Annotated in this window: 22 protein-coding genes and 4 pseudogenes; 16 read left to right on the top strand and 10 right to left on the bottom strand. The window is 69.5% G+C overall.

The features are described 5' to 3' along the window. Positions 1-4 precede the first annotated feature (4 nt). The 7 genes and pseudogenes from ACWG52_RS38790 to ACWG52_RS38760 all read left to right on the top strand — a co-directional run bounded on the left by ACWG52_RS38790 (position 5) and on the right by ACWG52_RS38760 (position 4,050). A complete protein-coding gene (locus tag ACWG52_RS38790; RefSeq protein WP_389814662.1) occupies positions 5-889 on the top strand; it encodes an ABC transporter ATP-binding protein in 885 nt (294 codons plus the stop codon). Continuing rightward, entirely contained in the window at positions 886-2,148 is a 1,263-nt protein-coding gene (locus ACWG52_RS38785) for an ABC transporter permease (RefSeq protein ID WP_389814659.1), read from the top strand. The genes ACWG52_RS38790 and ACWG52_RS38785 overlap by 4 nt, the downstream gene beginning before the upstream one ends. Positions 2,149-2,207: 59 nt before the next feature. Then, the gene (locus ACWG52_RS38780; protein ID WP_033220407.1) at positions 2,208-2,387 is read left to right on the top strand and encodes a hypothetical protein; all 180 of its coding nucleotides are present in this window, start codon (positions 2,208-2,210) and stop codon (positions 2,385-2,387) included. A 79-nt stretch (positions 2,388-2,466) separates the two neighbouring features. After that, the gene (locus tag ACWG52_RS38775) at positions 2,467-2,709 is read left to right on the top strand and encodes a hypothetical protein (protein WP_390168939.1); all 243 of its coding nucleotides are present in this window, start codon (positions 2,467-2,469) and stop codon (positions 2,707-2,709) included. 62 nt (positions 2,710-2,771) lie between these two features. Next, positions 2,772-3,200 (top strand): annotated as a pseudogene (locus ACWG52_RS38770) (response regulator); the annotation flags it as partial. 84 nt (positions 3,201-3,284) lie between these two features. Then, positions 3,285-3,554 (top strand): hypothetical protein, encoded by a 270-nt coding sequence (locus ACWG52_RS38765; RefSeq protein ID WP_389814653.1) that lies wholly within the window; start codon positions 3,285-3,287, stop codon positions 3,552-3,554. Positions 3,555-3,627: 73 nt separating this feature from the next. Beyond that, positions 3,628-4,050 carry a hypothetical protein gene (locus tag ACWG52_RS38760; RefSeq protein ID WP_390168937.1) on the top strand — a complete coding sequence of 141 codons (423 nt, stop codon included), beginning with the start codon at positions 3,628-3,630 and terminating at the stop codon, positions 4,048-4,050. Between the two features lie 243 nt (positions 4,051-4,293). Here the strand turns inward: ACWG52_RS38760 and ACWG52_RS38755 are convergent, their stop codons facing one another. From ACWG52_RS38755 to ACWG52_RS38725, 7 genes and pseudogenes are all read right to left on the bottom strand, one after another. After that, on the bottom strand, positions 4,294-4,758 hold the full coding sequence (locus ACWG52_RS38755; protein WP_389814647.1) for a protein kilB: 465 nt from the start codon (positions 4,756-4,758) through the stop codon (positions 4,294-4,296). Further along, positions 4,758-5,435, bottom strand: a complete 678-nt coding sequence (locus ACWG52_RS38750) for a hypothetical protein (RefSeq protein WP_453129119.1) — start codon at positions 5,433-5,435, stop codon at positions 4,758-4,760. Before ACWG52_RS38750 ends, ACWG52_RS38755 begins: the two co-directional genes overlap by 1 nt. 198 nt (positions 5,436-5,633) lie before the next feature. After that, on the bottom strand, positions 5,634-6,320 hold the full coding sequence (locus ACWG52_RS38745; protein ID WP_453129118.1) for an Imm51 family immunity protein: 687 nt from the start codon (positions 6,318-6,320) through the stop codon (positions 5,634-5,636). 49 nt (positions 6,321-6,369) lie between these two features. Further along, positions 6,370-6,522 (bottom strand): annotated as a pseudogene (locus tag ACWG52_RS38740) (IS21-like element helper ATPase IstB); the annotation flags it as partial. A gap of 251 nt (positions 6,523-6,773) precedes the next feature. Then, complete coding sequence (locus tag ACWG52_RS38735) at positions 6,774-7,148, bottom strand: DUF6009 family protein (RefSeq protein ID WP_389814639.1); 375 nt, start codon at positions 7,146-7,148, stop codon at positions 6,774-6,776. After that, complete coding sequence (locus ACWG52_RS38730; RefSeq protein WP_033220429.1) at positions 7,145-8,659, bottom strand: DNA primase family protein; 1,515 nt, start codon at positions 8,657-8,659, stop codon at positions 7,145-7,147. Before ACWG52_RS38730 ends, ACWG52_RS38735 begins: the two co-directional genes overlap by 4 nt. Beyond that, entirely contained in the window at positions 8,656-9,759 is a 1,104-nt protein-coding gene (locus ACWG52_RS38725; protein ID WP_389814636.1) for a bifunctional DNA primase/polymerase, read from the bottom strand. The genes ACWG52_RS38730 and ACWG52_RS38725 overlap by 4 nt, the downstream gene beginning before the upstream one ends. A 578-nt stretch (positions 9,760-10,337) precedes the next feature. On the opposite strand from ACWG52_RS38725, the pseudogene ACWG52_RS38720 reads away from it, so the two are divergent. Further along, a pseudogene (locus ACWG52_RS38720) lies at positions 10,338-11,171 on the top strand (APC family permease); the annotation flags it as partial. A gap of 27 nt (positions 11,172-11,198) precedes the next feature. Here the strand turns inward: ACWG52_RS38720 and ACWG52_RS38715 are convergent. Beyond that, a complete protein-coding gene (locus tag ACWG52_RS38715) occupies positions 11,199-11,621 on the bottom strand; it encodes a DUF6223 family protein (protein WP_389814633.1) in 423 nt (140 codons plus the stop codon). A 196-nt stretch (positions 11,622-11,817) separates the two neighbouring features. Between ACWG52_RS38715 and ACWG52_RS38710 the strand changes: the two genes are divergently transcribed. Both ACWG52_RS38710 and ACWG52_RS38705 read left to right on the top strand, forming a co-directional pair. Further along, complete coding sequence (locus tag ACWG52_RS38710) at positions 11,818-12,945, top strand: sensor histidine kinase (protein ID WP_389814630.1); 1,128 nt, start codon at positions 11,818-11,820, stop codon at positions 12,943-12,945. Further along, positions 12,942-13,610, top strand: coding sequence for a response regulator (locus ACWG52_RS38705; protein WP_390140262.1), 669 nt, complete (start codon positions 12,942-12,944; stop codon positions 13,608-13,610). The genes ACWG52_RS38710 and ACWG52_RS38705 overlap by 4 nt, the downstream gene beginning before the upstream one ends. A 47-nt stretch (positions 13,611-13,657) precedes the next feature. Here ACWG52_RS38705 and ACWG52_RS38700 read toward each other — a convergent pair whose 3' ends face one another. Then, a complete protein-coding gene (locus tag ACWG52_RS38700; protein WP_453129117.1) occupies positions 13,658-14,125 on the bottom strand; it encodes a hypothetical protein in 468 nt (155 codons plus the stop codon). Between the two features lie 314 nt (positions 14,126-14,439). After that, positions 14,440-15,099: pseudogene (locus tag ACWG52_RS38695) on the bottom strand (sulfite exporter TauE/SafE family protein); the annotation flags it as partial. 298 nt (positions 15,100-15,397) lie between these two features. Here ACWG52_RS38695 and ACWG52_RS38690 point away from each other — a divergent pair. The 6 genes from ACWG52_RS38690 to ACWG52_RS38665 all read left to right on the top strand — a co-directional run bounded on the left by ACWG52_RS38690 (position 15,398) and on the right by ACWG52_RS38665 (position 21,040). Next, positions 15,398-16,042, top strand: coding sequence for a helix-turn-helix transcriptional regulator (locus tag ACWG52_RS38690; RefSeq protein ID WP_389814611.1), 645 nt, complete (start codon positions 15,398-15,400; stop codon positions 16,040-16,042). Positions 16,043-16,048: 6 nt separating this feature from the next. Beyond that, entirely contained in the window at positions 16,049-17,182 is a 1,134-nt protein-coding gene (locus ACWG52_RS38685; RefSeq protein WP_389814609.1) for an aminotransferase class I/II-fold pyridoxal phosphate-dependent enzyme, read from the top strand. After that, a complete protein-coding gene (locus ACWG52_RS38680; protein WP_389814606.1) occupies positions 17,179-18,120 on the top strand; it encodes an ornithine cyclodeaminase family protein in 942 nt (313 codons plus the stop codon). The genes ACWG52_RS38685 and ACWG52_RS38680 overlap by 4 nt, the downstream gene beginning before the upstream one ends. Positions 18,121-18,177: 57 nt before the next feature. Next, a complete protein-coding gene (locus ACWG52_RS38675) occupies positions 18,178-18,642 on the top strand; it encodes an ATP-binding protein (RefSeq protein ID WP_453129116.1) in 465 nt (154 codons plus the stop codon). Between the two features lie 215 nt (positions 18,643-18,857). Beyond that, a complete protein-coding gene (locus ACWG52_RS38670; protein WP_390140264.1) occupies positions 18,858-20,444 on the top strand; it encodes a helix-turn-helix domain-containing protein in 1,587 nt (528 codons plus the stop codon). Then, positions 20,444-21,040 carry a hypothetical protein gene (locus ACWG52_RS38665; RefSeq protein ID WP_390140266.1) on the top strand — a complete coding sequence of 199 codons (597 nt, stop codon included), beginning with the start codon at positions 20,444-20,446 and terminating at the stop codon, positions 21,038-21,040. Before ACWG52_RS38670 ends, ACWG52_RS38665 begins: the two co-directional genes overlap by 1 nt. Positions 21,041-21,573 lie beyond the last annotated feature (533 nt).

Below are 21,573 nucleotides of genomic sequence, written 5' to 3'. Positions count from 1 at the left end.
GAACATGCTGGAACTGGAAGAACTTGTACGAGACTTCGGCGATCACCGTGCCGTCGACCGGGTGTCCTTCCGGGTTTCCAGAGGCCGGTTGACCGGGTTCGTCGGTGGCAACGGTGCGGGCAAGACCACCACGATGCGCATGATCATGGGCGTACTGGCGTCGAACGGCGGCGAGATCCGCTGGAACGGCTCCCCCGTCACCGCCGCCGACCGCAGGGACTTCGGCTACATGCCCGAGGAGCGGGGCCTCTACCCGAAGCAGACCGTCCTCAGCCAGCTCGTCTACCTGGCCCGGCTGCGCGGCCAGGACGCCGGCGCCGCACGCCACCACATCCTCGACCTGCTCGAACGCCTCGGCCTCGCCGAGAAGAGCCAGTCCCGGCTGGAGTCCCTCTCCCTCGGCAACCAGCAGCGCGTCCAGATCGCGGCGGCCCTGCTCGGCTCCCCCAAGCTGCTCGTCCTCGACGAGCCGTTCTCCGGACTCGACCCGCACGCCGTCGACACGATGGCCGAACTGCTGCGGGAGTACGCCGCGGCCGGTACCCCGGTGCTGTTCTCCTCCCACCAGCTCGACCTGGTCGAGCGGCTCTGCGACGACCTGGTGATCATGGCCACCGGTCATGTCGTCGGCAAGGGCACCGCGGACGAGCTCCGCCACCGCGACAAGCCCCGCTACCACCTGGTCACCGACGCCCCGGCCCCCTGGGCCCGCGCCGTACCCGGCGTCACCGACGTCGAGACGCTTCCCGACGGAGCCCGGGTCGAGCTGGCCGCCGACGCCGATCCCGGCGCGCTCCTGGCCGAGGCACTGCGTCGAGGACCCGTGCACGCCTTCACCCCCCTCGTCCCCACCATCGCCGACATCTACCGGGAGATGACCTCCGCATGAGCACCGCGACCTCGACCCCCGCACGCCGGACCGAGCCGGCGCCCACCCCGAAGGCCACGCCCCCGGCTCCCGCCTCCCCGTCCCGTGCGGCCACCCCGGCCGCCTGGCGGATCGTCGCCGCCCGCGAGATCTCGGTGAAGGTCACCAACCGCGGCTTCCTGCTGTCGACGCTGGTCACCCTCGCCCTGATCATCGGCGCGATCGGACTCCAGCTCTACCTGGCCGACTCGATGGGGAAGATCACCGTCGCCGTGGCCGGCCAGGATGCCGCCCGGATCGCCGACCAGGCCGAGCAGCTCGCGGTCCGGTCCGACCAGGACGTCGAGATCACCGTCCGCGACGAGTCCTCCGCCGACGAGGTTCGCGAGGCCGTGAGGTCCGGCGATGCCGAGGCCGGCCTGCTCCTCGAAGACGGCCGGTGGGTCCTGCTCGGCGACACCGGGCAGAACGACATCGCCGCCACCTGGATCGGCGCCGCCGTCCAGGCACAGGCCCTGGACCGCAACGCACAGGCCGCGGGCACCAGCCTGGGCGCCCTGAGCCAAGGGGCGGACATCGAGCACGTCCTGCTCTCGGCCGACAAGACGCCCGAGGGCGCGGTCCGGATGACGACGTACTTCTTCGGCTTCCTCTTCTACCTGGCCGCGGTGCTCCTCGGTGCCGCGCTGGCCACCAGCGTCGTGGAGGAGAAGCAGAACCGCATCGTCGAGCTCATCGCCAGCTCCGTGTCCCTGCGCTCCCTGCTCGTCGGCAAGATCGTCGGCTCGACGCTCCTCGCCCTCGCCCAGATGGCCATGTTCTGCCTGGTCGGCATCGGCGGCCTGGTGTTCACCGGCGAGACCGAATTCCTCGCGGACATCAGCACCGGCCTGGGCTGGTTCCTCGTCTTCTACGTCGTGGGCATCGCGGTCCTGGCCTGCCTGTTCGCCGCCGCCGGTGCGCTCGCCACCCGGAGCGAGGACATCCAGTCCACCACCACCCCCGTCAACGCGATCACCGCGCTGGTGTTCATCGTCGGCGTGACCGTGTCCGGCGACATCCGGGAGATCCTCTCCTTCATCCCGCTGACCTCGACCGTCACCATGCCGGCCCGCGTCCTGGCGGGCGAGGCCTCCTGGTGGGAGCCCGTCGCCGCGCTCGGCCTGTCGGTCGCTGCCGCGGTCCTCATCGTCGGAGTCAGCAGCCGGGTGTACCGCCGGGCGCTCCTGCAGACCGACCGCAAGCTCTCGTTCCGCCAGGCCATGCAGCTGACGGACTGACCCACCCCACCCGGAACCACCGCTCCCACCACACCCCGCCCCACCCGGAAGGAACTCCGATGACCGTCTCCCGCACCAACACCACCCTCGTTGCGCTCCTGGCCGTGCTCGCCTGTGTCGAAGCGGTACTCATCACCAGCGACGCCGCCGACGGCGTCCGCTACGGCGTCGGCGCGGCCCTGGTCGCCGCCATCGTCGTGGTGATCGCCCGCCTCGCCAAGGGCCGCTCCTCCAACTGACCTCCTCCCTCAACCGTGTCCGGGGCCGCCCTCACCGACGCGGCCGGCCCCGGACCCCCCTCGAACCGGAGCAGTCCCCATGAACTCCTCGCACCAGGTGTCGATCAGCAGCCTCTCCGGGGCACCGCCCGAGACGGCGGCGATCCGTTTCATGGCGCTCCTCCCCGCCGGGTGGCATGCGGAGATCGGTGAACTGGGGGAGAACCTCGCCCGCCTCGTGATAGCGGCACCCCCCGGAACCACCGCGTCCCAGACCACCGAGATCGCCGCCGACATCCTGTCCCGACCCGGGCTCCAGGACTGGCAGCTGGCCGACCGCTGACGCGTCGGCCCGGTACCGCGGACGACCGGCGGAACTCCCACCGACCCCGAAACGAGTGGATCATGACGGATCGCATCCGCGTTCTGCTCGCAGACGACGAGCACCTCATTCGCGGAGCCCTCGCCGGCCTGCTGGCACTCAACGAAGACCTCACCGTGGTGGCCGAGGCCGCGACCGGCCCGGAAGCCATCTCCATGGCGCGGGCACACCGGCCCGACGTGGCCGTGCTCGACCTGCGGATGCCCGGCAACGACGGCATCGAGGTCACACAGACCCTGCACGCCGAACTCGACGGCTGCCGCACCGTGATCCTCACCGGATACGGAGAGCCGGGCCAACTCAACCGGGCACTGAGAGCCGGCGTTCGCGGGTTCCTGCCCAAAACGGTCACCGCGCACGATCTCGCGAACGTCATCCGCGCCGTCCACGCGGGCCGCCGCTACATCGCCTCGGACGTCACGGCCGACGCCATCGCCTACGGGGACCGCCCGCCGGCGCCCCACCCCACCTAGACCGAGGCCCTCCGATCCCGGGGCCGACGACACGACAGCCACCACGATGCAAAGGAATCCGACATGACCCGCCCCATGCGACGTGCCCTGCAGGGTGCAGTCCTGGCCGCCGCCCTCGCCGCCACCGCCCCCCAGGCCTTCGCCGCGACCACCACCCAGCAGACGCTCGGCACACCGCCCGCGGGCTACGTCCGCGACCAGTCCTTCCACGGCACGGCCGCGGCCTGTCAGACGGCCGGTAGGGCCGGTATCACGCAGAGCACGTGGACCGCGTACGTCTGCCACCAGGCACTGCCCTTCACCCCGTTCCAGGAGCTCTACGTCAAGAAGTAGAGCGAGAACGGGCGGGGCGTCACCACGCCCCGGACGCACCCGACCTGACACCCGAGCGAAAGGAACACCACCGATGCGTGCCCGAACCCGTACCTGGGCCGTGGCCGCCGCCATGGCCGCCACCCTCGTCACCGCCGCGACCCCTGCCTCCGCGGCCGGCGGCGGAGTCCCCTGGTCCGTCACCCACGGAACGGCCGAGGCCGAGGGCGACCGGCGCATCGCGCGAACCGCCACCGGAGTGCTGCAACTCCAGGTCGACGGAAAGCTCTCCCACACCGGCGAGGGGTGCTCCTCGGTGTGGACCCGGTTCCAGTTCGACATGGCCCCGATGCCGGCCCGCAAGCAGGCCCAGGTGTGCGGCGACGCCACCGTCGACGTCACCGTCCGCGGGACCTACATGCCCACCACCACCGCCCACCTGACGGTCTGCAAGGGCACGGAGAACACCACCGACTGCGCCCAATGGGCGGGCATCACCCACTGGCCCATCGGCTGACCACCCTGACTTCGTCCACGTTCAGCGGATCTGGACCACTTCAGCCGCGTCACACTTGCCGCCTCGCCCTGACACCAACGGCTCCGCGCCGGACCGCTGCGGAGCAACGGCATGAGCGGGAAAACGCGGACCCGTGTTGGCGCACGACCACTCAAGAGCCGGTGCCTGCTCCAGGCACCGGCTCTTCGCGTTCCTGCGCCCGCCGAGCGGCTCGCAGGCCGGGCCGGGGAGCGGGTTCGGCTGTCAACGCGCGTGGGGGCCGAGTCGTGCGGCGGCCGCGGTGACGAAGGCGGCGGCGGCCTCCTTCGCGGCGTGCCGCCGGTCGTCCAGGTCGGCCCGGTCGGTGGCCTTGCGTAACGCGTAGGTGGCATCTGCGGCCTGCTGGGCGGGGACGGCCAGCTCGGGGACCAAGATCTGCAGGCGGATGTGGGGTGCGGTGATCGCGGCGCGGGTCTCATGGGACCGCGTCTGCGCTGCCAGCTCCGGTTCCGGTCCGGCGCTGGTCAGGGTGAGGCGCTCGCGGTGGAAAATCGCGGAGCGGTGCGCGTCGAGGGCGGCAGCGAACTCGGTGACGGCGGCGAGCTGGTCCTGGCGGTGGCCGTCCGCGCGCTGTTCGGCGCGCGCGGTGCGGGCGGAGCGGTGCTGGAGGAGTCCGGCGGTCAGGGCTCCGGCGAGGGTTCCGAGGACGGCGACGACCGAGGCCCACATCAGTCGGTCCGCCGGGTGCTGCAGAACGCGCAGGCGGAGGGCTGGGCGGTGCCGTTCTCGGCTCCGCAGTGCGCGGAGGTCCACGCGATGGTGCTCGTGGTGTGCTCGGCGAGGCAGGCTTTCGCGTCGTCGGCGGCCAAGGTGCTGGTGGGGTAGTCGGGCGCGCTGGTGTGGTGGGTGCCGTCGGCGGCGACGGCGGTGAACATCCAGCGGTCGGTGGCCTGGTGGTGGAGGACGGCAGCGGTACCACCGGCGTGCTGGACGGTGACGGGCGGCTGGGGGAGGTCGGCGCGGGAGGGGACGGCGTCGGGCCACTTCACACGGGCGGACTGACGGCTGATACCCCAGGCCTCCCCGATCTTCGTGTAGCTGGCGCCTTGAAGGCCGGCGACCTTGGCGGCGGCGGCGGCCCGCTTCTCGACGGCAGCCGCGGTCTGGCGGAGCGCGTGGAGCAGGGCCAGCTGGTAGTCGCCGGAGAGCACGACACGATCGGGGGCGTCCCCGCCGGCGGCCCGGTGGGCGCGGGCGCGTTCGGAGATCTGCCAGGCCATCGCGTCGGCGGCTTCGGCCACGCCTTCCTGGAGGGCGAGCACGTCATCCTCGGTCGGCTCGGAATAGGCGGGGGTACGGATCGTGTTGGCGTCCACCCAAGTGTCGGTCTCATTGCCAGAAGTCATGAGTGACAGTTTTAACTGTCACTCATGACTTGACAATTAAACTTGCGGTACCGGCATATGACAGTTCATCGGTTCTCGCCGTGCCCGTGGAGGCAGAAAATCCTTGCGGAGGTACGTGCGCCTGCTCGACGCCCCGCTCGGCAACGACGGGATGACCCTGCACGACGCTTGCCGGACAGCCGGCCATCGACCTCGCCTTTACGGTGGTGGGGGCGGGACCCCAACGGGCCGCCCCCACCGTGTCGCTGACTCGGTGCACACGGCGCAGGTGACCCCGTGCCGGGGCCGGCCGGCGCCGGCGCATCCTGGCGGTGTTCCTCGTGAGCAGCCCGGACGAGACCACCGAGCTGCTGCTGGTCCAGCAGATGGAGAAGCGCCCGTAAGCGAGCCGGCCTGGCTTTGACGCTTTGGGTCGGCCCCACTTTTCCGGGCTGAGGTGGCTCCACCGAGCGAGTGCGTTCGCCGTCGGGACGGCTTGCGGTGGCTCCGGGTTCCGGACTGTTCCGGCCCCGCTCGTGGGTTCCATCGGTCGAGGAAGCGTGGGTCGGCCGTCTGGATGTAGTGGCTGAGGAGTTCGCGGTCGTGGAAGGCGGCATGCAGGAGGACGGCCAGGTCCGTGAGGGCCTTGAGGTCGGGGCTTGTGACCACGAAGGTGCCGGCCTCCGATCCGAAGAACTGGATCTTGTCGCCGTTTTCGGGCATGTGGGAGTGGGCCGGTGACCGGGCCAGGCCGTCCCAGCCGTAGCCGTGGCATTCGGCGTTGTGCCGTTCGAAGACATCGGCGACCTGCTCCATGTCGCTGTCGAACAGATAGAGACAGTGGGAGCCGTCGGCTTCGCTGTCTTCGTCCAGGTGGAACGGAGCCAGGGCTGATGCGTCGGTCATGCGGTGATGGTGAAGACGGTCGTGATCCGATGCTGGTGCGGGTGGCCCTTCACCCCGAGCGGGTGTGTGTCCTCTCCAGCTTGGCCTCGGCCTGAGCGAGGCGGTAGGACTCGGTGCCGGTCTCGATGATCGCGCCGTTGAAGGTGAGCCGGTCGACGATGGCCAGGCAAAGACGGGGGACCACTCGCAGGCAACGCCATCCGAGTCTGCCTCGAGGTGATGGCCGTAGCCGTCCTCGCCCCCGCGCAGGGAGCGGCCCCGGCCGTGCGGTGGACCCGCCGGACGCCGTTCGGTTCGGGGACTGTCGCCCCCCGGATTCGAACCTCCGCCCATCTTCCCGTTTCAGTCGCTTCCAGGAAATTGCAGGTCAGAGGCCTTCCAGCGGAAGGTCAGCGACTGAAGCGACCGAAGGGCGGACTCATGTTCTCGTCTTCAAAGTCTCAGAGGGAGTCGCTATACGTCGGCAACTTGCACCGGCCTCTCCGACCGTTTGGTCTTCCGGCCCTTGCTCCCGGCAGTCAGTGTGGTCGGGTCGACCGCTTCGGCCGGGGCGCCGGAGGCGTAAAGGCCGTCCGGGACGGTGTCGCGATCGTGGGGCAGGAGCCAGAAGACACGGCGGCGGAAGGTCCCGCTGGAGCGGGAGGCCTTGGCCTGAGGCCCCAGCTGGGCATAGCCGACGAGGCGGCCGTCGCGGTGGTAGGCGGGTTTGCCTCGGCGGGTGGGGAGCCGGTCGAGCGACTGGCGGACGTAGTCGAGTTCGGTGACGTCTTCGAGCCAGACCAGGTCGACCTCGTGGTGGATCTCGTCGTCGGAGATGAGCGAGCTCATGCGTTCTCCTCCTCAGCGAGCAGTCCGATGCCGGGGTAGTACTTCTTGGAGTTGGACAAGATCATTTCTTTGGGTGAGGCGAGGCCTACGAGCTCTCGGGCCCGGGCCGCGAAGGCGCGGGAGGAGATGGTGGGCGCGCCCTCATTCTGGCACCAGGTGCGGTAGACGCTGTAGAGGCGGGCTTGTTCGGCCCGGTGGTCGGCGTGGAAGGTGCAGCTTTCGTCGAAGAAGCGACCGGTGTGGTCTTCGGTCTCGGCGTACGCGGTGGTCGCGATCCGGACCGGGGCGGGACCGGTGAGATCTTTCTCGCCCGCGAGGTAGCGGCGTGCGCCGTCGATGAGCCAGGCGAGGATGCCGGGGCCCTCCTCGGTGACGAGGATGTCGGCGAGGTTGTCGATCTTCCGATCGTCGGAGACGACCTTCTCGAAGGGGACGAGCCTCATGCGACGCCAGAAGGCGAAGCCTCCGGTGCCGACCTCGGGGCGGTGGTTGCCGATGAGCCAGAGCTTGTGGGTGGGGGCGAAGGAGAAGAAGTCCTGCCTCATGCGGCGGGCCTTGATCCGGTCACCGCCGGTGAGGAGCTTGACGCGGGCCTCGTCGAACTTGTCGCCCGGCTTCACCTCCGAGCAGACGATGACGCGCCGGCCGTGCAGCTCGGCGAGTTCGGTGGGGTGGCCGTCGAAGGTGCGGGCCATCAGGAAGCCGGGCGGGGCGGCGTCGGCGTAGTCACCCAGGAGTTTCATGAGGACGTCGAGGAGAACGGACTTGCCGTTCTTGCCGGCTCCGAAGAGGAAGGGCATGACCTGGGCGCCGACGTCTCCGGTGATGGAGTAGCCGAGCATCAGGTGCAGGAAGTCGATCATCTCCCGGCCTTCGGCGTCAGCGCCGAAGGTGTCGGTGAGGAAGCGCTCCCAGCGGGGGGTCGGTTGCTGCTTGGGGCCGGTGGAGGTCGAGCGGGAGTGGAAGTCCTTGTCGGGCTGGGGCGCGCGGATGAGACCGGTGTACAGGTCGACGATGCCTGCGGGCGTGCACAGGGCGTACGGGTCGGCGTCGAGGAGCTCGGCCCGCAGGACCATGCCGGGGGCCGACTTGGCCTGGGTGAGCATGGCGTTCATACCGGAGGTGCTCAGCGCCCGGCGGCGGTGCTTCTGCAGCGACTGGTTGCTGTGGATGCCGCGGGGGTCCGTCGTTGCGATGGCCTCGGCAAGGTCCCCTGCGGCCCAAACGACCGTGTCGTCCTCGTCGACCTGCCAGCGGGTGGTGTCCCAGCGGTACCAGCCGAGGCCGGGGACGTGACGGTAGTCCCCGGCGTACAGACGGACGAAGAGCTTGGCGTTGCCACGGTCGCTGAGGGTGTCGGGCAGGAGCCCGGCGGCAGTCGCGTGATCTACGTGTGCTCGTTCACCGCCCTGTGTCGGCAGAGTCGGCGGGGCCTGGGCAAGAATCTGCGCGGCGACGGCCTCAGGGTCGAAGTCGAAGAGGAAACCGTCGGTTTCGGGTGCTGGGCTCACCGGCGGCCTCCAAGGTGCAGGGGGCGCTTGGCGCCGGCGGCCATGCCGCTGCGAATGATCTGGGCCGAGCGCTGCTCCTGGCCGGGACGGGCCGCGGCGGCAGCTTCCCTCAGGGCTTCCTGGGCGACGGAGTCGGTGAGATGGCCTGCCGCGACAAGCCCTCCCAAGCTGTACGCGGCCCTGTTGAGCTTCTCGGTGAACCCGGACCCTTCCGTGAACTCGGCGCACGCCGTGACGTCGGCGAGGAGGGCGCTCAGGAGGCGTGCGGTTCTGTCCTGGCCTCCGCCGGCTGCGAGGACGGCCTGGCGGGCACGCGGTGGAACAGGGCGTGGCGCGGGAATGTGTGGAGCCGGCAGGTGACCGGTCCGCTGCAGTTCCTGCGCCAGCCACGCGGGCAGTGGGGCCGGTTGCCGGACCTTCCCCAGCGGCTTGTACGTCCCCATGGACGTGCTCGTGCCCGGTGCGACGATGTAGCCGCCGTGCGCACGGACATCGACCTGCCAGGCGAGAGCCCTCTTCCCGGATCCGGTGGAGCACTGCCACTGACGACCGTCGGTGGCCCGGTACCAGACGTGCATGCCGCCCGAGGGCGTCCGTACACGCAGGGTCGAGTCGTCTTCGGCGGGAGAGGTCTCACCGCGGAGAGCCGCCAGCACGGCCAAGGAGTGAAAGCCCGTCCGTAGGCCGCTCAGATCGACAGCGTCCCCTACCGGGATCCCAGGGAGGAGTCGGTCACGGGACGGCAGTTCACTCGTGTGTGCATCGATGTCGATGACGACCAGGTCCGCGGGCCCGCAAGCAACTCCGACGCCCAAGGCCGGGGTGCCGGTCCACCAGTCCTCGATGCGCGAGTAGTCCAAGGTCGCGGCATGGAAACCGTGACACCAGCGGCCGGCCTGCAGACAGGGACAGTCGGCGTGAGTGTGGCCGGGTTCGGCGCAATCTCGGCAATTGGCCGTGGGCGTCTTGCGCCCGGGCGCAAGCGGGTGAACGGGCCAGCCGTTGCTGGCACACCACCGCGCCAGCCTCAGACCGGCGACCGAGCGCTCAGAGGTCGACTGCCCTGAGTCGCTGCGAGAAAACCGCAGCTCAGAAGGCATGTACTTCCCCTCACAGCGACTGAAGCGACTCAACGACGAACACAGACTAGCGAAGTCAGCCAGGAACCGTGTGCAGCGTGTCGGAGCCATTGGGCCCGGCGTGTCGTTTCCCGACCCACAGGGAGCCGGCAAGCGACTGACGGGACGACCGGAGCGACCGAACGCTTCAGTCGCTGTGAGTCGCTCTCAAAGAACCTGCAGGTCAAGAGCCTGGAACCCTCCATACAGCGACTGAAGCGACTGAAGCCTCCTATATATGACGCACACGCGCACACAGGAATGTCCTCATATACCTGAAGTTGAGTCGCTTCAGTCGCTGAAGGGGTTCCTGTCCAGCATCTGACCTGCGGTTTTACGGAGCGACTCAAGCAAGCGACTCAACTCCGCAAGGTCACTCCTCAGCCTTCGGGCTCCACGATCTCGCTCGTTGCTCCAGGCCCCCAGGCCAGGCCCAGCAGGGCGCAGCGCGGCCAGTAGTCTTTTTGGAAACGGTTGATGCAGTCGAATGAGTCCGACTCCGAAGTTGAGTCGCTTCAGTCGCTGAAGTGCGGTCTGGTGGCTTTTGACCTGCTGTTCTCTCCACACGGCTGACCCGCGTCATTGTCGCCGTGGTCCTGGCCGTGCTGGCCGCGGCGGTGGTCGCCGCGGTCACCTCCGGTGACGCGGACGCGGCCTGGCTCGGCGTCGGTGACGATGCGACCTTCGGCGGGGTGCTCCAGGCGGCGGGCCTGCTGTTCTTCGCCTTCGCCGGCTATGCCCGCATCGCCACGCTGGGGGAGGAGGTCCGCGACCCCGCCCGCACCATCCCGCGGGCCATCCCGCTCGCCCTCGGCATCGCACTCGTCGTCTACGCGGCCGTGGCCGTCGCCGTCCTGCTCGTGCTGGGCCCGCAGGGGGTAGCGGAGGCCACCGCTCCGCTGTCGGATGCCGTACGGGCCGCAGGCGCGGACTGGCTGGCGCCGGTCGTGCGGGTGGGCGCCGCGGTGGCCGCGCTCGGCTCGCTCCTCGCCCTGATCCTCGGGGTCTCGCGCACGACCCTGGCGATGGCCCGCGACCACCACCTCCCGCACGCCCTGGCCGCCGTCCATCCGAAGTTCCAGGTGCCGCACCGGGCCGAACTCGTGGTCGGCGCCGTCGTGGCCGCACTCGCCGCGACCACCGACGTACGCGCGGCGATCGGGTTCTCCCCCTTCGGGGTGCTCGCCTACTACGCCATCGCCAATGCCTCCGCCTGGACCCTCGCCCCGGACGAGGGCCGGCCGACACGGATCATCCCGGCCGTCGGGCTGGCCGGCTGCCTCGTCCTCGCGTTCGCCCTGCCGACCTCGTCGGTGATCTCCGGCGCCGCTGTGCTGGCCGCCGGAGCCGCTGCGTACGCGGTACGTCGCGCGGTGACCGCCCGCAGGGCGTGACCACGGCAGAACACGTATCCGCTGTGGTCAACGGGTGCGGCGGGAGCGGTTCCAAGCCCGCCCGCCCAACGCAGTGCCGGCCAGCCCGAGCAGCAGGGCCACGTAGGCGCCGCCCCTCCCGTTGCCGGTGCCGATCCCACTGTCGGCGGTGGCCGCGACCAGCCCGCCGAGGGCCATGGCGATCAGCCCCCCGACCACGGCCACTGTGGCCCCGAGCGACCCGTTGGCGGTGCCGAGCCGACCGGCGGGTCGCTTCAGCGCGAGCACGGCGATGATCAGGGCGGCCAGCCCCAGCAGCCCGCCAGTGGCGGCGACGAGCCGCCCGGGGCTGAAGTCGGTGACACTGGCGGCGAGCGGCTGGAGCGAGGCGTGCGCTGCTGCTGGTGTGGCAAGACCGATCCCGGCGAGCAGGGCGGCCGGGACGGCGGCGAACAGGCGACGAGTGGACATCAGGGTGCTCCTTCTCTTCCCACGACTGGATGTGGTTCGAGCATGTCGGCCGGGCTGTGGCAGGTCGTCCAGCAGCCGCAGGCACTTCGCGCTACCACGGACATGGCAAGCGCTGCGGAGCTACTGCATGCGTGGTAGCCGGCGGCTAGTCCGCGAGCGGGATTCGCCCGCGGCTGCCACGGGCTACGGTGCGCGCATGAACAAAGGACGGTTCCGCGTACGGGCCGGTGTCAGAGACTGGCTGATCGCCATAGGCGTGGCGGGGGCGCTGTTGGTCACCGGGCTGTCCGGGCATCACCCCGCAACGGGCCTCGGCCCGCTCGGCTACGTGCTGTTGGCGGTCGGTGGCCTGGCGCTGGCCGCGGGCCGCCGGGCTCCGGTCGCCGTCCTCGCCGTCACCGGGCTGTGCGCTGTGGGGTACCAGGCGGCAGGGTTCGATGTGGCTGCCGTCGCGTTCCTCTTCGCGGTGTATGCGGCGATGCGGGCGGGACACCGCATCGTCACGGTGGCGGTGAGCGTGGCCGTGCTGGCGGCACTTCCCCTCGCGGCCCTGGTCTCTGGCCTGCACGACACGGGCGAGGCGTTCGCGCAGGCCCGGGGAGCCCTCCAAATCGCCTGGCTCATCGCCGCCGGCGCGGCCGGTGAAGCCCTGCGGCAGGCCGAGCAGCGGGCAGACGAAGCCGAACGCACCCGGGAGGAGACCGCACGGCGCCGCGCCGACGAGGAACGGCTGCACATCGCGCGGGAGCTGCACGATTCGCTCACCCACCAGATCTCGGTCATCAAGGTGCAGTCCGAAGCCGCCGTCCACGTGGCCAGGAAGCGTGGCGAAGAGGTACCGGAGGCTCTGCTGGCGATCCGGGAGGCAGGCCGGGAGGCGTCCCGCGAGCTCCGCGCGACCCTGGAGGCGCTGCGCGACGACGACACCACCCCGCCGCACGGGCTCGATCACGTCACCGAACTCGTCGAGCGGGCCGGCAAGAGCGGCCTGGAGGCGACGCTGACGATCGAGGGCCAGCGCCACGACGTGCCCACCGCAGTGGGCAGGACCGCCTACCGGGTCGTTCAGGAATCGCTGACCAACATCGCCCGTCACGCGAACGCCGGGACGGCATCGGTCCACATCGACTACCGGCCGGACACCCTCGCGATCCGCATCGACGACGACGGCAAAGCCACGTCGGACAGTGCGCCGGAGCCCGGCATCGGGCTCCTGGGGATGCGCGAACGCGTCACCGCCCTTGGCGGCCGGCTCCGAGCCGAACCGAGAAACGAGGGCGGCTTCACCGTCCAGGCCGAACTCCCCGTGGAGCGTGCCTCGTGATCCGTGTCCTGCTGATCGACGACCAGCCGCTCATCCGCAGCGGATTCCGCGCGTTCCTCGACCTCGAAGAAGACATCGAGGTCGTGGCCGAGGCGTCCAACGGGCAGGAAGGCCTGGAGCTTGCCAGGGAGCACCTTCCCGACATCGCGCTCATCGACATCCAGATGCCGGTCCTCGACGGCATCGAGACGACCCGGTGCATCGCAGCCGACCCCGCCCTCGCCGGAGTGCACGTCGTCATCCTGACCAACTACGGCCTGGACGAGCACGTCTTCAACGCCCTCCGCGCCGGCGCCGCCGGATTCCTCGTCAAAGACATCTACCCGGAGGACTTCCTGCACGCCGTACGCGTCGCAGCGCGCGGCGACGCCCTGCTCGCGCCCTCGATCACCCGCAAGCTGATCGACCGCTACGTCGCCCAGCCGCCCGCCACCTCCAGCGGCACCGGCAAGTCTCTGGAGGAGCTGACCGGCCGCGAACGGGAGTCCGTCGTCCTGGTCGCGCACGGCCTGTCCAACGACGAGATCGCGGCCCGTATGGTGATCAGCCCGCTGACCGCGAAGACCCACGTCAACCGGGCCATGACCAAGCTCCACGCCCGAGACCGTGCCCAGCTCGTGGTCCTCGCCTACGAATCCGGCCTGGTAACCCCACGCAACTCCTGACATCCATCAGCAACACCCTGGACCGCATTCGCTGCTGAATACCGTTGTCACGGAGGCGCGGGAGGCTGGTTGTCACGGGCCGCCAGGTAGTGGGTCCAGCTGTCGTTGGCGTAGCCGGCCCAGCGGTTGGCAGTGCTGGGGTGCAGGCCGAACAGGTCGGCGACGATGATCGGCGGCAGGTCCGTGACGGCTTCGATCATTGCGGTATTGCGTGTGATGAGAACGGGGAGGCCGTGTGAGCGCAGGAGGGCGCCGGCGCCGAGGGGGTTGCGGGCGCGGCCCGGCGCCTGACCGGGCAGCAGGTAGTGCGTCCCGTCGTCGAGCTGACGGCGGAAGTATCCCGTGCCAGGGTCTTCCATCTGTTCCTCGATCAGGAGGGCGAGGCGGGGTGGGACGAGCACGGGGTGGCGGCCCAGCGCGAGGAACGCTCCGTCCGGCGTACGCCGGAACTGGGTGGTCGTGAGCTCCGAGATCCGGCTGAGCGGCAAGGCATAGAGGAGGACGAGGGCGCCCATGATCCGCACTTCGCGTGGCAGCCTGCCGTCGGTCAGACAGCGGCGTAGGTGGTGGGTGCAGTCGTGTTCGGCAAGAAAGCTGCCCGCGAACTGGCGGCACCAACGGAGTAGCGGCTGCGGGCGGTGCGGCGGCGGGCGTCACGCAGGACGTGCCATTCGGCAAAGGGCCTGATCACCGGCGTGTGGTGAGGTGCGAGGAGCGCGGGCATGCTGTGGGTGATCCAGTGTTCGAGGTGAGCCAGCTGTTCGTGACGCCAGGGCAGGACGCCCGCGGTGATCAGCAGACCTCGGACGTGGCGAGTCGGGGCATTCTGCCCTGTCCCGTTGACCAGTCTCAGCGAAGTTTGACCGGAACGGCGGCTGCTGCCGGTCAGGGACAGCAGTGCGTAGGTGCCCGCTCCCACCACGGAGGTGACGAACGTCGAGGCGAGGGCGGCCGGGGCCACCTCGGCGACCGGTATACCCCGCCCGGCCAGGATCGGGCCGAGGAGTGAACCGCCGCCGATGCCGTAGATCCCTCCGACCGTGCCCACCGCCATGGCCAGGGTGCCGGTCGCCCGCGTCGTCGGCCGACGCATCGGCCGCTCCGCGGCGGCCGGGCGCAGGGTCCGCCGGCACAGCCACAGGCCCAGCGGCAGCAGGAAGACGGCGATCAGGAGACGGAAGATGGTAGGGCCGGGGATCGCGAACACGCGGATGACGGCGCCGATCACGACTCCGGGGACCGTTCCGACGAGCAACAGGCGGGTCAGCGGCCCGCCGAGCCGGCCGGCGCGGGCGTGACGGAGCAGGGCCCCGGGTCCGGCGACGACGTTGTAGAGCAGGTTCGTGGGTGTCACCGCCGGCGAGGGAACACCCAGGACACTGACCTGGACGGGCAGCAGGAACACGGCCCCTGACACGCCGACCGGCGCGGTCACCACCGAGATCACCAGGCCCGCCGTGAAACCCAGCAGACCCGGGGACCAGTTCACCGCACCGCCGTTTCGCATATCACCGGCCCAGTGTTCCCCACAGCCGATCGCCCCGGGCCTTCCGGCCGTGACGCAGAGCCCGGCACCATGCCCGACGGCGAGCGGGTCGTCCGGTACAGCGCCTGGAACGTACTGCAGGCCCGCAGCCCCCAGCAGCTACCTACGCCGAGTGCTCCGGCCTGCTGTCGACGTTCGGTGCGCAGTTGGACGGGGCAGCTCTTCGACCACTTCCGGGCCTGCGGGAACGGCCCTCATGGATCTCTGGACATTATGTCCAGACTGGACGTACAGTTCAAACATGAGTGGAACAGAAGCGGATCGCGATCCTCGTCTTCGGATGTGGGGACCGGTGTGCCAGGCCGTCGCGCTGCTGCTCGGCCCGTATGCCGAGGTGGTCCTGCACGATCCGGAAACCGACCGGGTGCTTCAGATCTGGAACCCGATGACCACCCGCCGCGCGGGAGATCCTTCGCTGCTCGGCGAGCTGGACGCGCTCGCCCCGTCGGCTCAGGACGTGTACGGGCCGTACCCGAAGATGCTGGTGGACGGCCGGCGCCTGTCCTCGGTGAGCGCGGTCCTGCGGGATGCGCAGGACCGGCCGTCGGCGGTCCTGTGCATCAACCTCGACCGCACCCCGCTGGAACAGGCCGCGGCGGTCCTGTCCGCCTTCGGCGCCCCGGTCGTGGAGCGACCCGAGCCGTTGTTCGAGGAGGACTGGTCCGAGCGCATCCAGCATGTGATCGGCTCCTACGTCCGTGAGACGGGCCGCCCCGTCGAACGCATGACCCGCCAGGACCGCCTGGCCGTCCTCGGCCGCCTGGACGAGGCCCGCGTGTTCGCGGTGCGCCGCGCCGCCCCGGTCGTCGCCGGGGCGCTGCGGGTGTCCCGGTCCACCGTCTACGGCCTGCTGGCCGAGCTCAGAACACCCAGCGCAAAGGACTGATGCACCATGACCCGGCTGCCCGATTTCCGCCTGGAGACGTACTTCTCGCGGTGGGAGTTCACCGCCCGCCATCACCTGACCGCCTCCGACGTGCAGACCATGACGCTCGGCGAGCTCCTCGCGCTGGCCGACGACAAGGACCGGGACGCCTTCGAGAACCTGCCCCTGGGCTACACCGAGACGTTCGGCGACCCGGCACTGCGTGAAGTGATTGCGCAGACGTACGAGCGCGCCGGCGCCGACGACGTCATCTGCTTCGCCGGTGCCGAGGAAGCCCTCTACCTGGCCATGAACGTCCTCCTCGGCGCGGGCGACCACGCGGTGGTGGTGACCCCGAACTACCAGGCCGCCGAGACCGTGCCGATGGCACTGTGCGAGGTCACCGGGGTGGCCCTCGACCCGGACCGGGACTGGGCCCTGGACATGGACGAGGTCGCCGCGGCGATACGGCCCAACACCCGGGTCGTCTCGGTGAACTTCCCCAACAACCCGACCGGCAAGATCATCGACGCGGCCGACTTCACCGCGCTCGCCCGGCTGTGCGACGAGCGGGACATCCACCTGTTCAGCGACGAGGTCTACCGAGGCCTCGAACACGACCCGGCACGCATCCTGCCCCAGGCCGCCGATCTCTCCGAGCGCGCACTGTCCCTGAACGTGACCTCCAAGTCCCTGGGACTGCCAGGCCTCCGGATCGGCTGGATCACCTGCCGCGACCGCGAGCTGCGCTCCCGTCTGGAGCGCGCCAAGCACTACACGACCATCTGCAACTCCGCGCCCAGCGAGGTCCTGGCCCGCATCGCGCTGAAGGCCCGCGCCACGCTCCTGGACCGCAATCGGGCCCGGATCGCGGCGAACCTGCCCGCGTTCGAGGCGTTCTTCGCCGAGTTCGCGGACGACTTCGAGTGGCAGGCCCCGGACGGCGGATGCGTCGCCTATCCCCGCTACCTCGGCGCCGAGGGGGTGGAGGAGTTCTGCACCCGTCTGGTGGAGGAAGCCGGCGTCCTGCTGCTGCCCGCGAGCATCTACCACTCCGAACTCACCGCCACTCCCGCCGACCGGTTCCGCATCGGCATCGGCCGACGCGACCCGGAAGAAGGCCTGGCCGCCTTCGCCTCATGGATGCGGGCCCGCCGATGAACCTCCCCGTTTTCGACCTGACCGACATCGAACGGACGGTCACCTCGCGGCAGGTCCTGGACACCGTCCAGGACGGGCTGATCGCCCACGCCGAAGGCCGTACCAGCGTGCCGCCCCCGCTGCACATGGCCTTCCCCGAAGCCGACGGCGACTGCCACGTGAAAGCCGGCCTGATCACCGGCGCCCCCAACTTCACCGTCAAGATCGCCACCGGCTTCTACAGCAACTCCGCCCTCGGCATCCCCTCCAACCACGGCTTGGTCTGCGTCGTCAGCGCCCGCACCGGACAGATACGCGCAGTCCTCGACGACCGCGGTCTGCTGACCGCCTGGCGCACCGCGGCGGCGGGCGCCCTGATCACCCACGCCATGTCCCGCCCCGACGCCACGACCCTGGCCGTCTTCGGCACCGGCGAACAAGCCCGCCTCCAGGCCACCTGGCTGGCCGAACTCCGCACCGTCACCACCGTGCTCGTCCACGGCCGCACCCTGCACAGAACCAACGCCCTGTGCGAACAGCTCCACCTGCACGGACTCAACGCCCGGCCCGCAGCGGCTCAGGACGCCGCCGCCGCCGACATGATCATCACCGCCACCGCGGCCACGACCCCCGTTCTGGACGCCACCCACGTACGCCAAGGCGCACACGTGACGGGCATCGGAACAGACATGCCCCACAAGAACGAGCTCCCGCCCGCGCTCTTCCACCGCGCACAGGTCATCGCGACGGACGACCACGCCCAGTGCATCGACCACGGAGATTTCGGCCACGCCGTCCGTGCCGGGGCCACCACCGAGGACAGCGACATCGCGGCGGGCGAACTCCTCAAAGCACCCCTCGACCGCCCCGAAACAGCCATCACGGTCGCCGACCTCACCGGGGTGGGCGCACTCGACGCCGCGCTCGCCTCAACCGTCCTCGACCAGCTCCTGCGCTGACCACCGAAGCCCGGCTCCACCCCCACCTCTCACACACCCGACCGGCAGGACCCTGCCATGGACGCCAGCCCCCACACGGAAACAGCACCTCCCCCCACCGTGCCGATACGGCTCGCCACCCACGCACAGGCCAACGCCCCCCGCATCTGGTGGCTGCCGCACCACCCCGAGTCAGCCGGCACCGCACGCCGCATCGCCGGCGCCGTACTCCACACATGGAACGTCGACGACGACACCATCGACAATGCACTCCTCGTCGTATCCGAACTCGTCACCAACGCCCTCGAACACGCCCTACCTCCCCTCGCCCTCCACCTGCACCAGGCCGAAGACGACGGCACCCTGCACATCGAAGTCGACGACGGCGGCCCCACCGACAACCACGGCACCTGGGCCACGAGCTGTGCACCGGAAGAACGCGGCCGGGGCGTGACCATCATCACCCTGTTGGCAAGCGCCCACGGCACCCGCATCCTGGCGCACACCGTCACCTACTGGGCCATCCTCCCGGCTGCCAGGTGAAAGTACGGCGGGCTGCCGCATGCCGCCGGTGAGCAGGAACCAAGCGCTGACGCATTGACGCCTGGTCCAAGCGAAGGCTCACCGACGCGTCGAGGCCCTGGGCCGAGCATCTCGCTCCCGGCCCAGAGGGACGGGGGCACACTGACTTCACATACGGCAGGCAATTTGTGCATGAAATATGCGAAATAAGTATTGAGAATGCTAGTGTTGCATGCATGATGGGTGTTGAGGATCTCCTCAGGCTCACGGTCGCCGCGTTGATGTCGCGCACCGGTGAGCGTCAGAACGACCTCGCGGACGGGCTCGGCCTGTCCCAGGCGCAGGTCTCACGCAAACAGGCGGGCCGTCAGCACTGGTCGCTCGAAGACGTCGACCAACTCGCCGAGCACTTCGGCCTGCACTTCCTGGACCTCCTCGCCGGTCCTACGCACGCGGTGGGCGTGCTCCACGGCTCGACCCCCGCTCTACGTCCCGCGGACGCCGTGGCGGCGCCCGCGGCCGTCGCGCAGCCGGCCCCGGCCGCCTTGTTCCCCGCCGAGCCGACGGCGGCTGCCGTGCTCGCCCCTGCGGCGCCGGTGGGCCTGTGCGTGCTGTGTGGTCAGCCGACCAGTGACGAACTCGAAGGGTTCCCGCAGCACCTGAGCGCCGAGCAGTGCGCGGCCGCCGTCGCCGCAGCGAACCCCGCCCCCGCCGTCGTCTCGCCCCCCGCCCCGGCTGCGCCGCTCCCGACCGAGCGCGTAGAGCCGACCGAGCCGCTGGTGCAGCCAGCCCAGCCCGAGCCGTCACCCGCTGCGCCAGCACCTGCTCAGGCCGCGGAGCCCGCGGCGAGGCCGAGGAGCCCGCGTACGTACGCCTCGGACGATCTGATCGGTCGGATCACCGGCCGAGTCCACGACGTCCTGGCCGAGCACACCGGTGACGTCGACGGCGCGCAGGCCGAGCTGATCAAGGCGGCGATCCCGGACGTGATGGCCTTGTTGAAGGCTTCCCGGGTGGGTGGCCGGTACGAGCACTCCGAGTTCCCACCCACCGCGGACATCCTGCGCAAGCGCTCCCAGAAGGGCGCGGACGAGATCTGGGAGGGCCGTCCGAAGTGGCGTAACTCCGCTGTGTTCCAGGCGGCCAAGAAGGGCGAGGAGTTCGAGGTGACGGCTCTGGACATGAACGCCGCCTACCTCTCCGCGCTCAAGTGCTGGTTGCCGATCGGTCAGCTCCGCGAGGACACCAGCGGCGTACACGACCCGAAGAAGTCCGGCGTCCACCTGCTCACCCCAGCCTCTTGGGAGCACACCGATCTCCCGAACCCGTTGGGCAACCGCCAGGAGCCGGGGGAGTTGTGGGTCAGCGAATCCACCCTCCGCCTCCTCCTCGACTGCGCCCGACAGAACCTCGCCGACGCCCCGACCATTCACCGATCCCTCGTCTCCGGCGGCACCGAGGGCCTGCTGGAAAAACTTCGTCGTGCTCTGGCCGAAACAAGGAAGACCGCACTTGCCGAGGGTGACGAATTGACCGTCGCCTACGTGAAAGCCATGTATTCTAAATTGGTATCGACAGTGGGTGAATCGACGGCGAACCGTGAGCTGCGGCGCCCGGATTGGATGCATATCATCCGGGCGAAAGCGTTCGCGAATCTGTGGATGAAGGCCAATAAGGCGCATAAGGCCGGATTGCAGGTCGTGGAGATTTCTGGCACGGACGAACTGCACGTCGTCGGTGACTGGCGGTCGGTGTTCGCGGAGGGCAGGGACCTGAATCAGGTGAAGGAAAAGCTGACCTACCTTCTGGGGGGTAAGGGCTGATGGCAGGTTCCGAGGATCTGTGGGCCCGTTGGGGCGACTGGGGAAGGCATGACGCCCGAGGGATGAAGGGCGGGGAGGCCCTGATCCTGGAGCTCAACCGGATCGTGCACTCCTCCGGCATCGTCTCGCCGGTCACCTCCCGCCGTGGCTTGGCCGCACGCCTGCGCTACCTCGACAGCCCAGCCGGCCGCGAGGCGCTGGCCGAACAAGGCGTCAGCACCCGTTCCCTGCGTTCGTGGACGCGGGGGAAGGCCACGCCCTCGGCGGCGTCCAGGGAGCGGATCGACGCGGCGTACTGGTGGCGCCGGCGGGAGAACCTGATCCGCTCCGGATGGCTCGTCCGGCACCTCGACAACGACGGCCGCGGCAGCCGTATGGAGATCTACCCCGTCGACCAGACCCACGTCGATTCCAAGTACAGCCGGCCCCTCAGCGACCGCTCCATCACCGTCCGGTACATCTGGCCGGACCTCGTCCAGGCCTGGGCCGCCCGGGACGAGGCGATGGTGGACGAGATCTGGGACGACGTCATCACCGACCTCGACTCCGACTACGCCGCCTACGCCTACGTCTCCTCCGTCGGAATCGGCGCCTGACCTCCTGACGCTGCGAACCGTGCCCCGGCCGAACAGGCCGGGGCACAGTCATGTTCAAGTTCAAGGGCTGTTCTCGCGGGTTTTCCAGGCGGGAGTGGGGCAGAATTCCGGATGCTACACAACGGTGGTTTTGATGCATCGATCGGAGTCGTTGCAGATTTGGTATCCGGATGAGGGTATTTCGGGTTTGGTATTTGACGCTCGGCTGTTTATGGGGGTCGGGAATCGTGTGTTTTCTTTTCTGTCAGCGATCTTTGTGGTTTAGACCAATCTTGTTGGGGGTGGGGTGTGGTTGTTACGTTGTGTAGTGGGGTGTGGGTGGGTGGACGGGTCAGCCGACAGGGCATACTGCTACGGAGAGGGAGCGCGCAGCGCGACCGGTTGCCGGCCTCAGTCTCGCAGGGGCCACACCCGGATTCGCTCCTGGAGCACCGTTACAGAATTCCTGACAGCCCATCAAAGCCTTCCTGCCTCTCAATTAAGCCATGGACCACAGCAGGCCTCCGTTCCCTTGCCAGCTGGAGCAATGGTTG

Source organism: Streptomyces sp. CLCI03 (genome assembly GCF_053615355.1).
The sequence above is the reverse complement of the archived record's forward strand: the minus strand, read 5'-3'. Positions and strand labels throughout refer to the sequence as shown.

Excerpts from the sequence above, each read along its gene's own strand:
- ACWG52_RS38790 (WP_389814662.1), top strand. The coding sequence starts at position 5 with ATGCTGGAACTGGAAGAACTTGTACGAGACTTCGGCGATCACCGTGCC.
- ACWG52_RS38785 (WP_389814659.1), top strand. The coding sequence starts at position 886 with ATGAGCACCGCGACCTCGACCCCCGCACGCCGGACCGAGCCGGCGCCC.
- ACWG52_RS38780 (WP_033220407.1), top strand. The coding sequence starts at position 2,208 with ATGACCGTCTCCCGCACCAACACCACCCTCGTTGCGCTCCTGGCCGTG.
- ACWG52_RS38775 (WP_390168939.1), top strand. The coding sequence starts at position 2,467 with ATGAACTCCTCGCACCAGGTGTCGATCAGCAGCCTCTCCGGGGCACCG.
- ACWG52_RS38765 (WP_389814653.1), top strand. The coding sequence starts at position 3,285 with ATGACCCGCCCCATGCGACGTGCCCTGCAGGGTGCAGTCCTGGCCGCC.
- ACWG52_RS38760 (WP_390168937.1), top strand. The coding sequence starts at position 3,628 with ATGCGTGCCCGAACCCGTACCTGGGCCGTGGCCGCCGCCATGGCCGCC.
- ACWG52_RS38755 (WP_389814647.1), bottom strand. The coding sequence starts at position 4,758 with ATGTGGGCCTCGGTCGTCGCCGTCCTCGGAACCCTCGCCGGAGCCCTG.
- ACWG52_RS38750 (WP_453129119.1), bottom strand. The coding sequence starts at position 5,435 with ATGACTTCTGGCAATGAGACCGACACTTGGGTGGACGCCAACACGATC.
- ACWG52_RS38745 (WP_453129118.1), bottom strand. The coding sequence starts at position 6,320 with ATGACCGACGCATCAGCCCTGGCTCCGTTCCACCTGGACGAAGACAGC.
- ACWG52_RS38735 (WP_389814639.1), bottom strand. The coding sequence starts at position 7,148 with ATGAGCTCGCTCATCTCCGACGACGAGATCCACCACGAGGTCGACCTG.
- ACWG52_RS38725 (WP_389814636.1), bottom strand. The coding sequence starts at position 9,759 with ATGCCTTCTGAGCTGCGGTTTTCTCGCAGCGACTCAGGGCAGTCGACC.
- ACWG52_RS38715 (WP_389814633.1), bottom strand. The coding sequence starts at position 11,621 with ATGTCCACTCGTCGCCTGTTCGCCGCCGTCCCGGCCGCCCTGCTCGCC.
- ACWG52_RS38710 (WP_389814630.1), top strand. The coding sequence starts at position 11,818 with ATGAACAAAGGACGGTTCCGCGTACGGGCCGGTGTCAGAGACTGGCTG.
- ACWG52_RS38700 (WP_453129117.1), bottom strand. The coding sequence starts at position 14,125 with ATGGGCGCCCTCGTCCTCCTCTATGCCTTGCCGCTCAGCCGGATCTCG.
- ACWG52_RS38690 (WP_389814611.1), top strand. The coding sequence starts at position 15,398 with ATGAGTGGAACAGAAGCGGATCGCGATCCTCGTCTTCGGATGTGGGGA.
- ACWG52_RS38685 (WP_389814609.1), top strand. The coding sequence starts at position 16,049 with ATGACCCGGCTGCCCGATTTCCGCCTGGAGACGTACTTCTCGCGGTGG.
- ACWG52_RS38680 (WP_389814606.1), top strand. The coding sequence starts at position 17,179 with ATGAACCTCCCCGTTTTCGACCTGACCGACATCGAACGGACGGTCACC.
- ACWG52_RS38675 (WP_453129116.1), top strand. The coding sequence starts at position 18,178 with ATGGACGCCAGCCCCCACACGGAAACAGCACCTCCCCCCACCGTGCCG.
- ACWG52_RS38670 (WP_390140264.1), top strand. The coding sequence starts at position 18,858 with ATGATGGGTGTTGAGGATCTCCTCAGGCTCACGGTCGCCGCGTTGATG.
- ACWG52_RS38665 (WP_390140266.1), top strand. The coding sequence starts at position 20,444 with ATGGCAGGTTCCGAGGATCTGTGGGCCCGTTGGGGCGACTGGGGAAGG.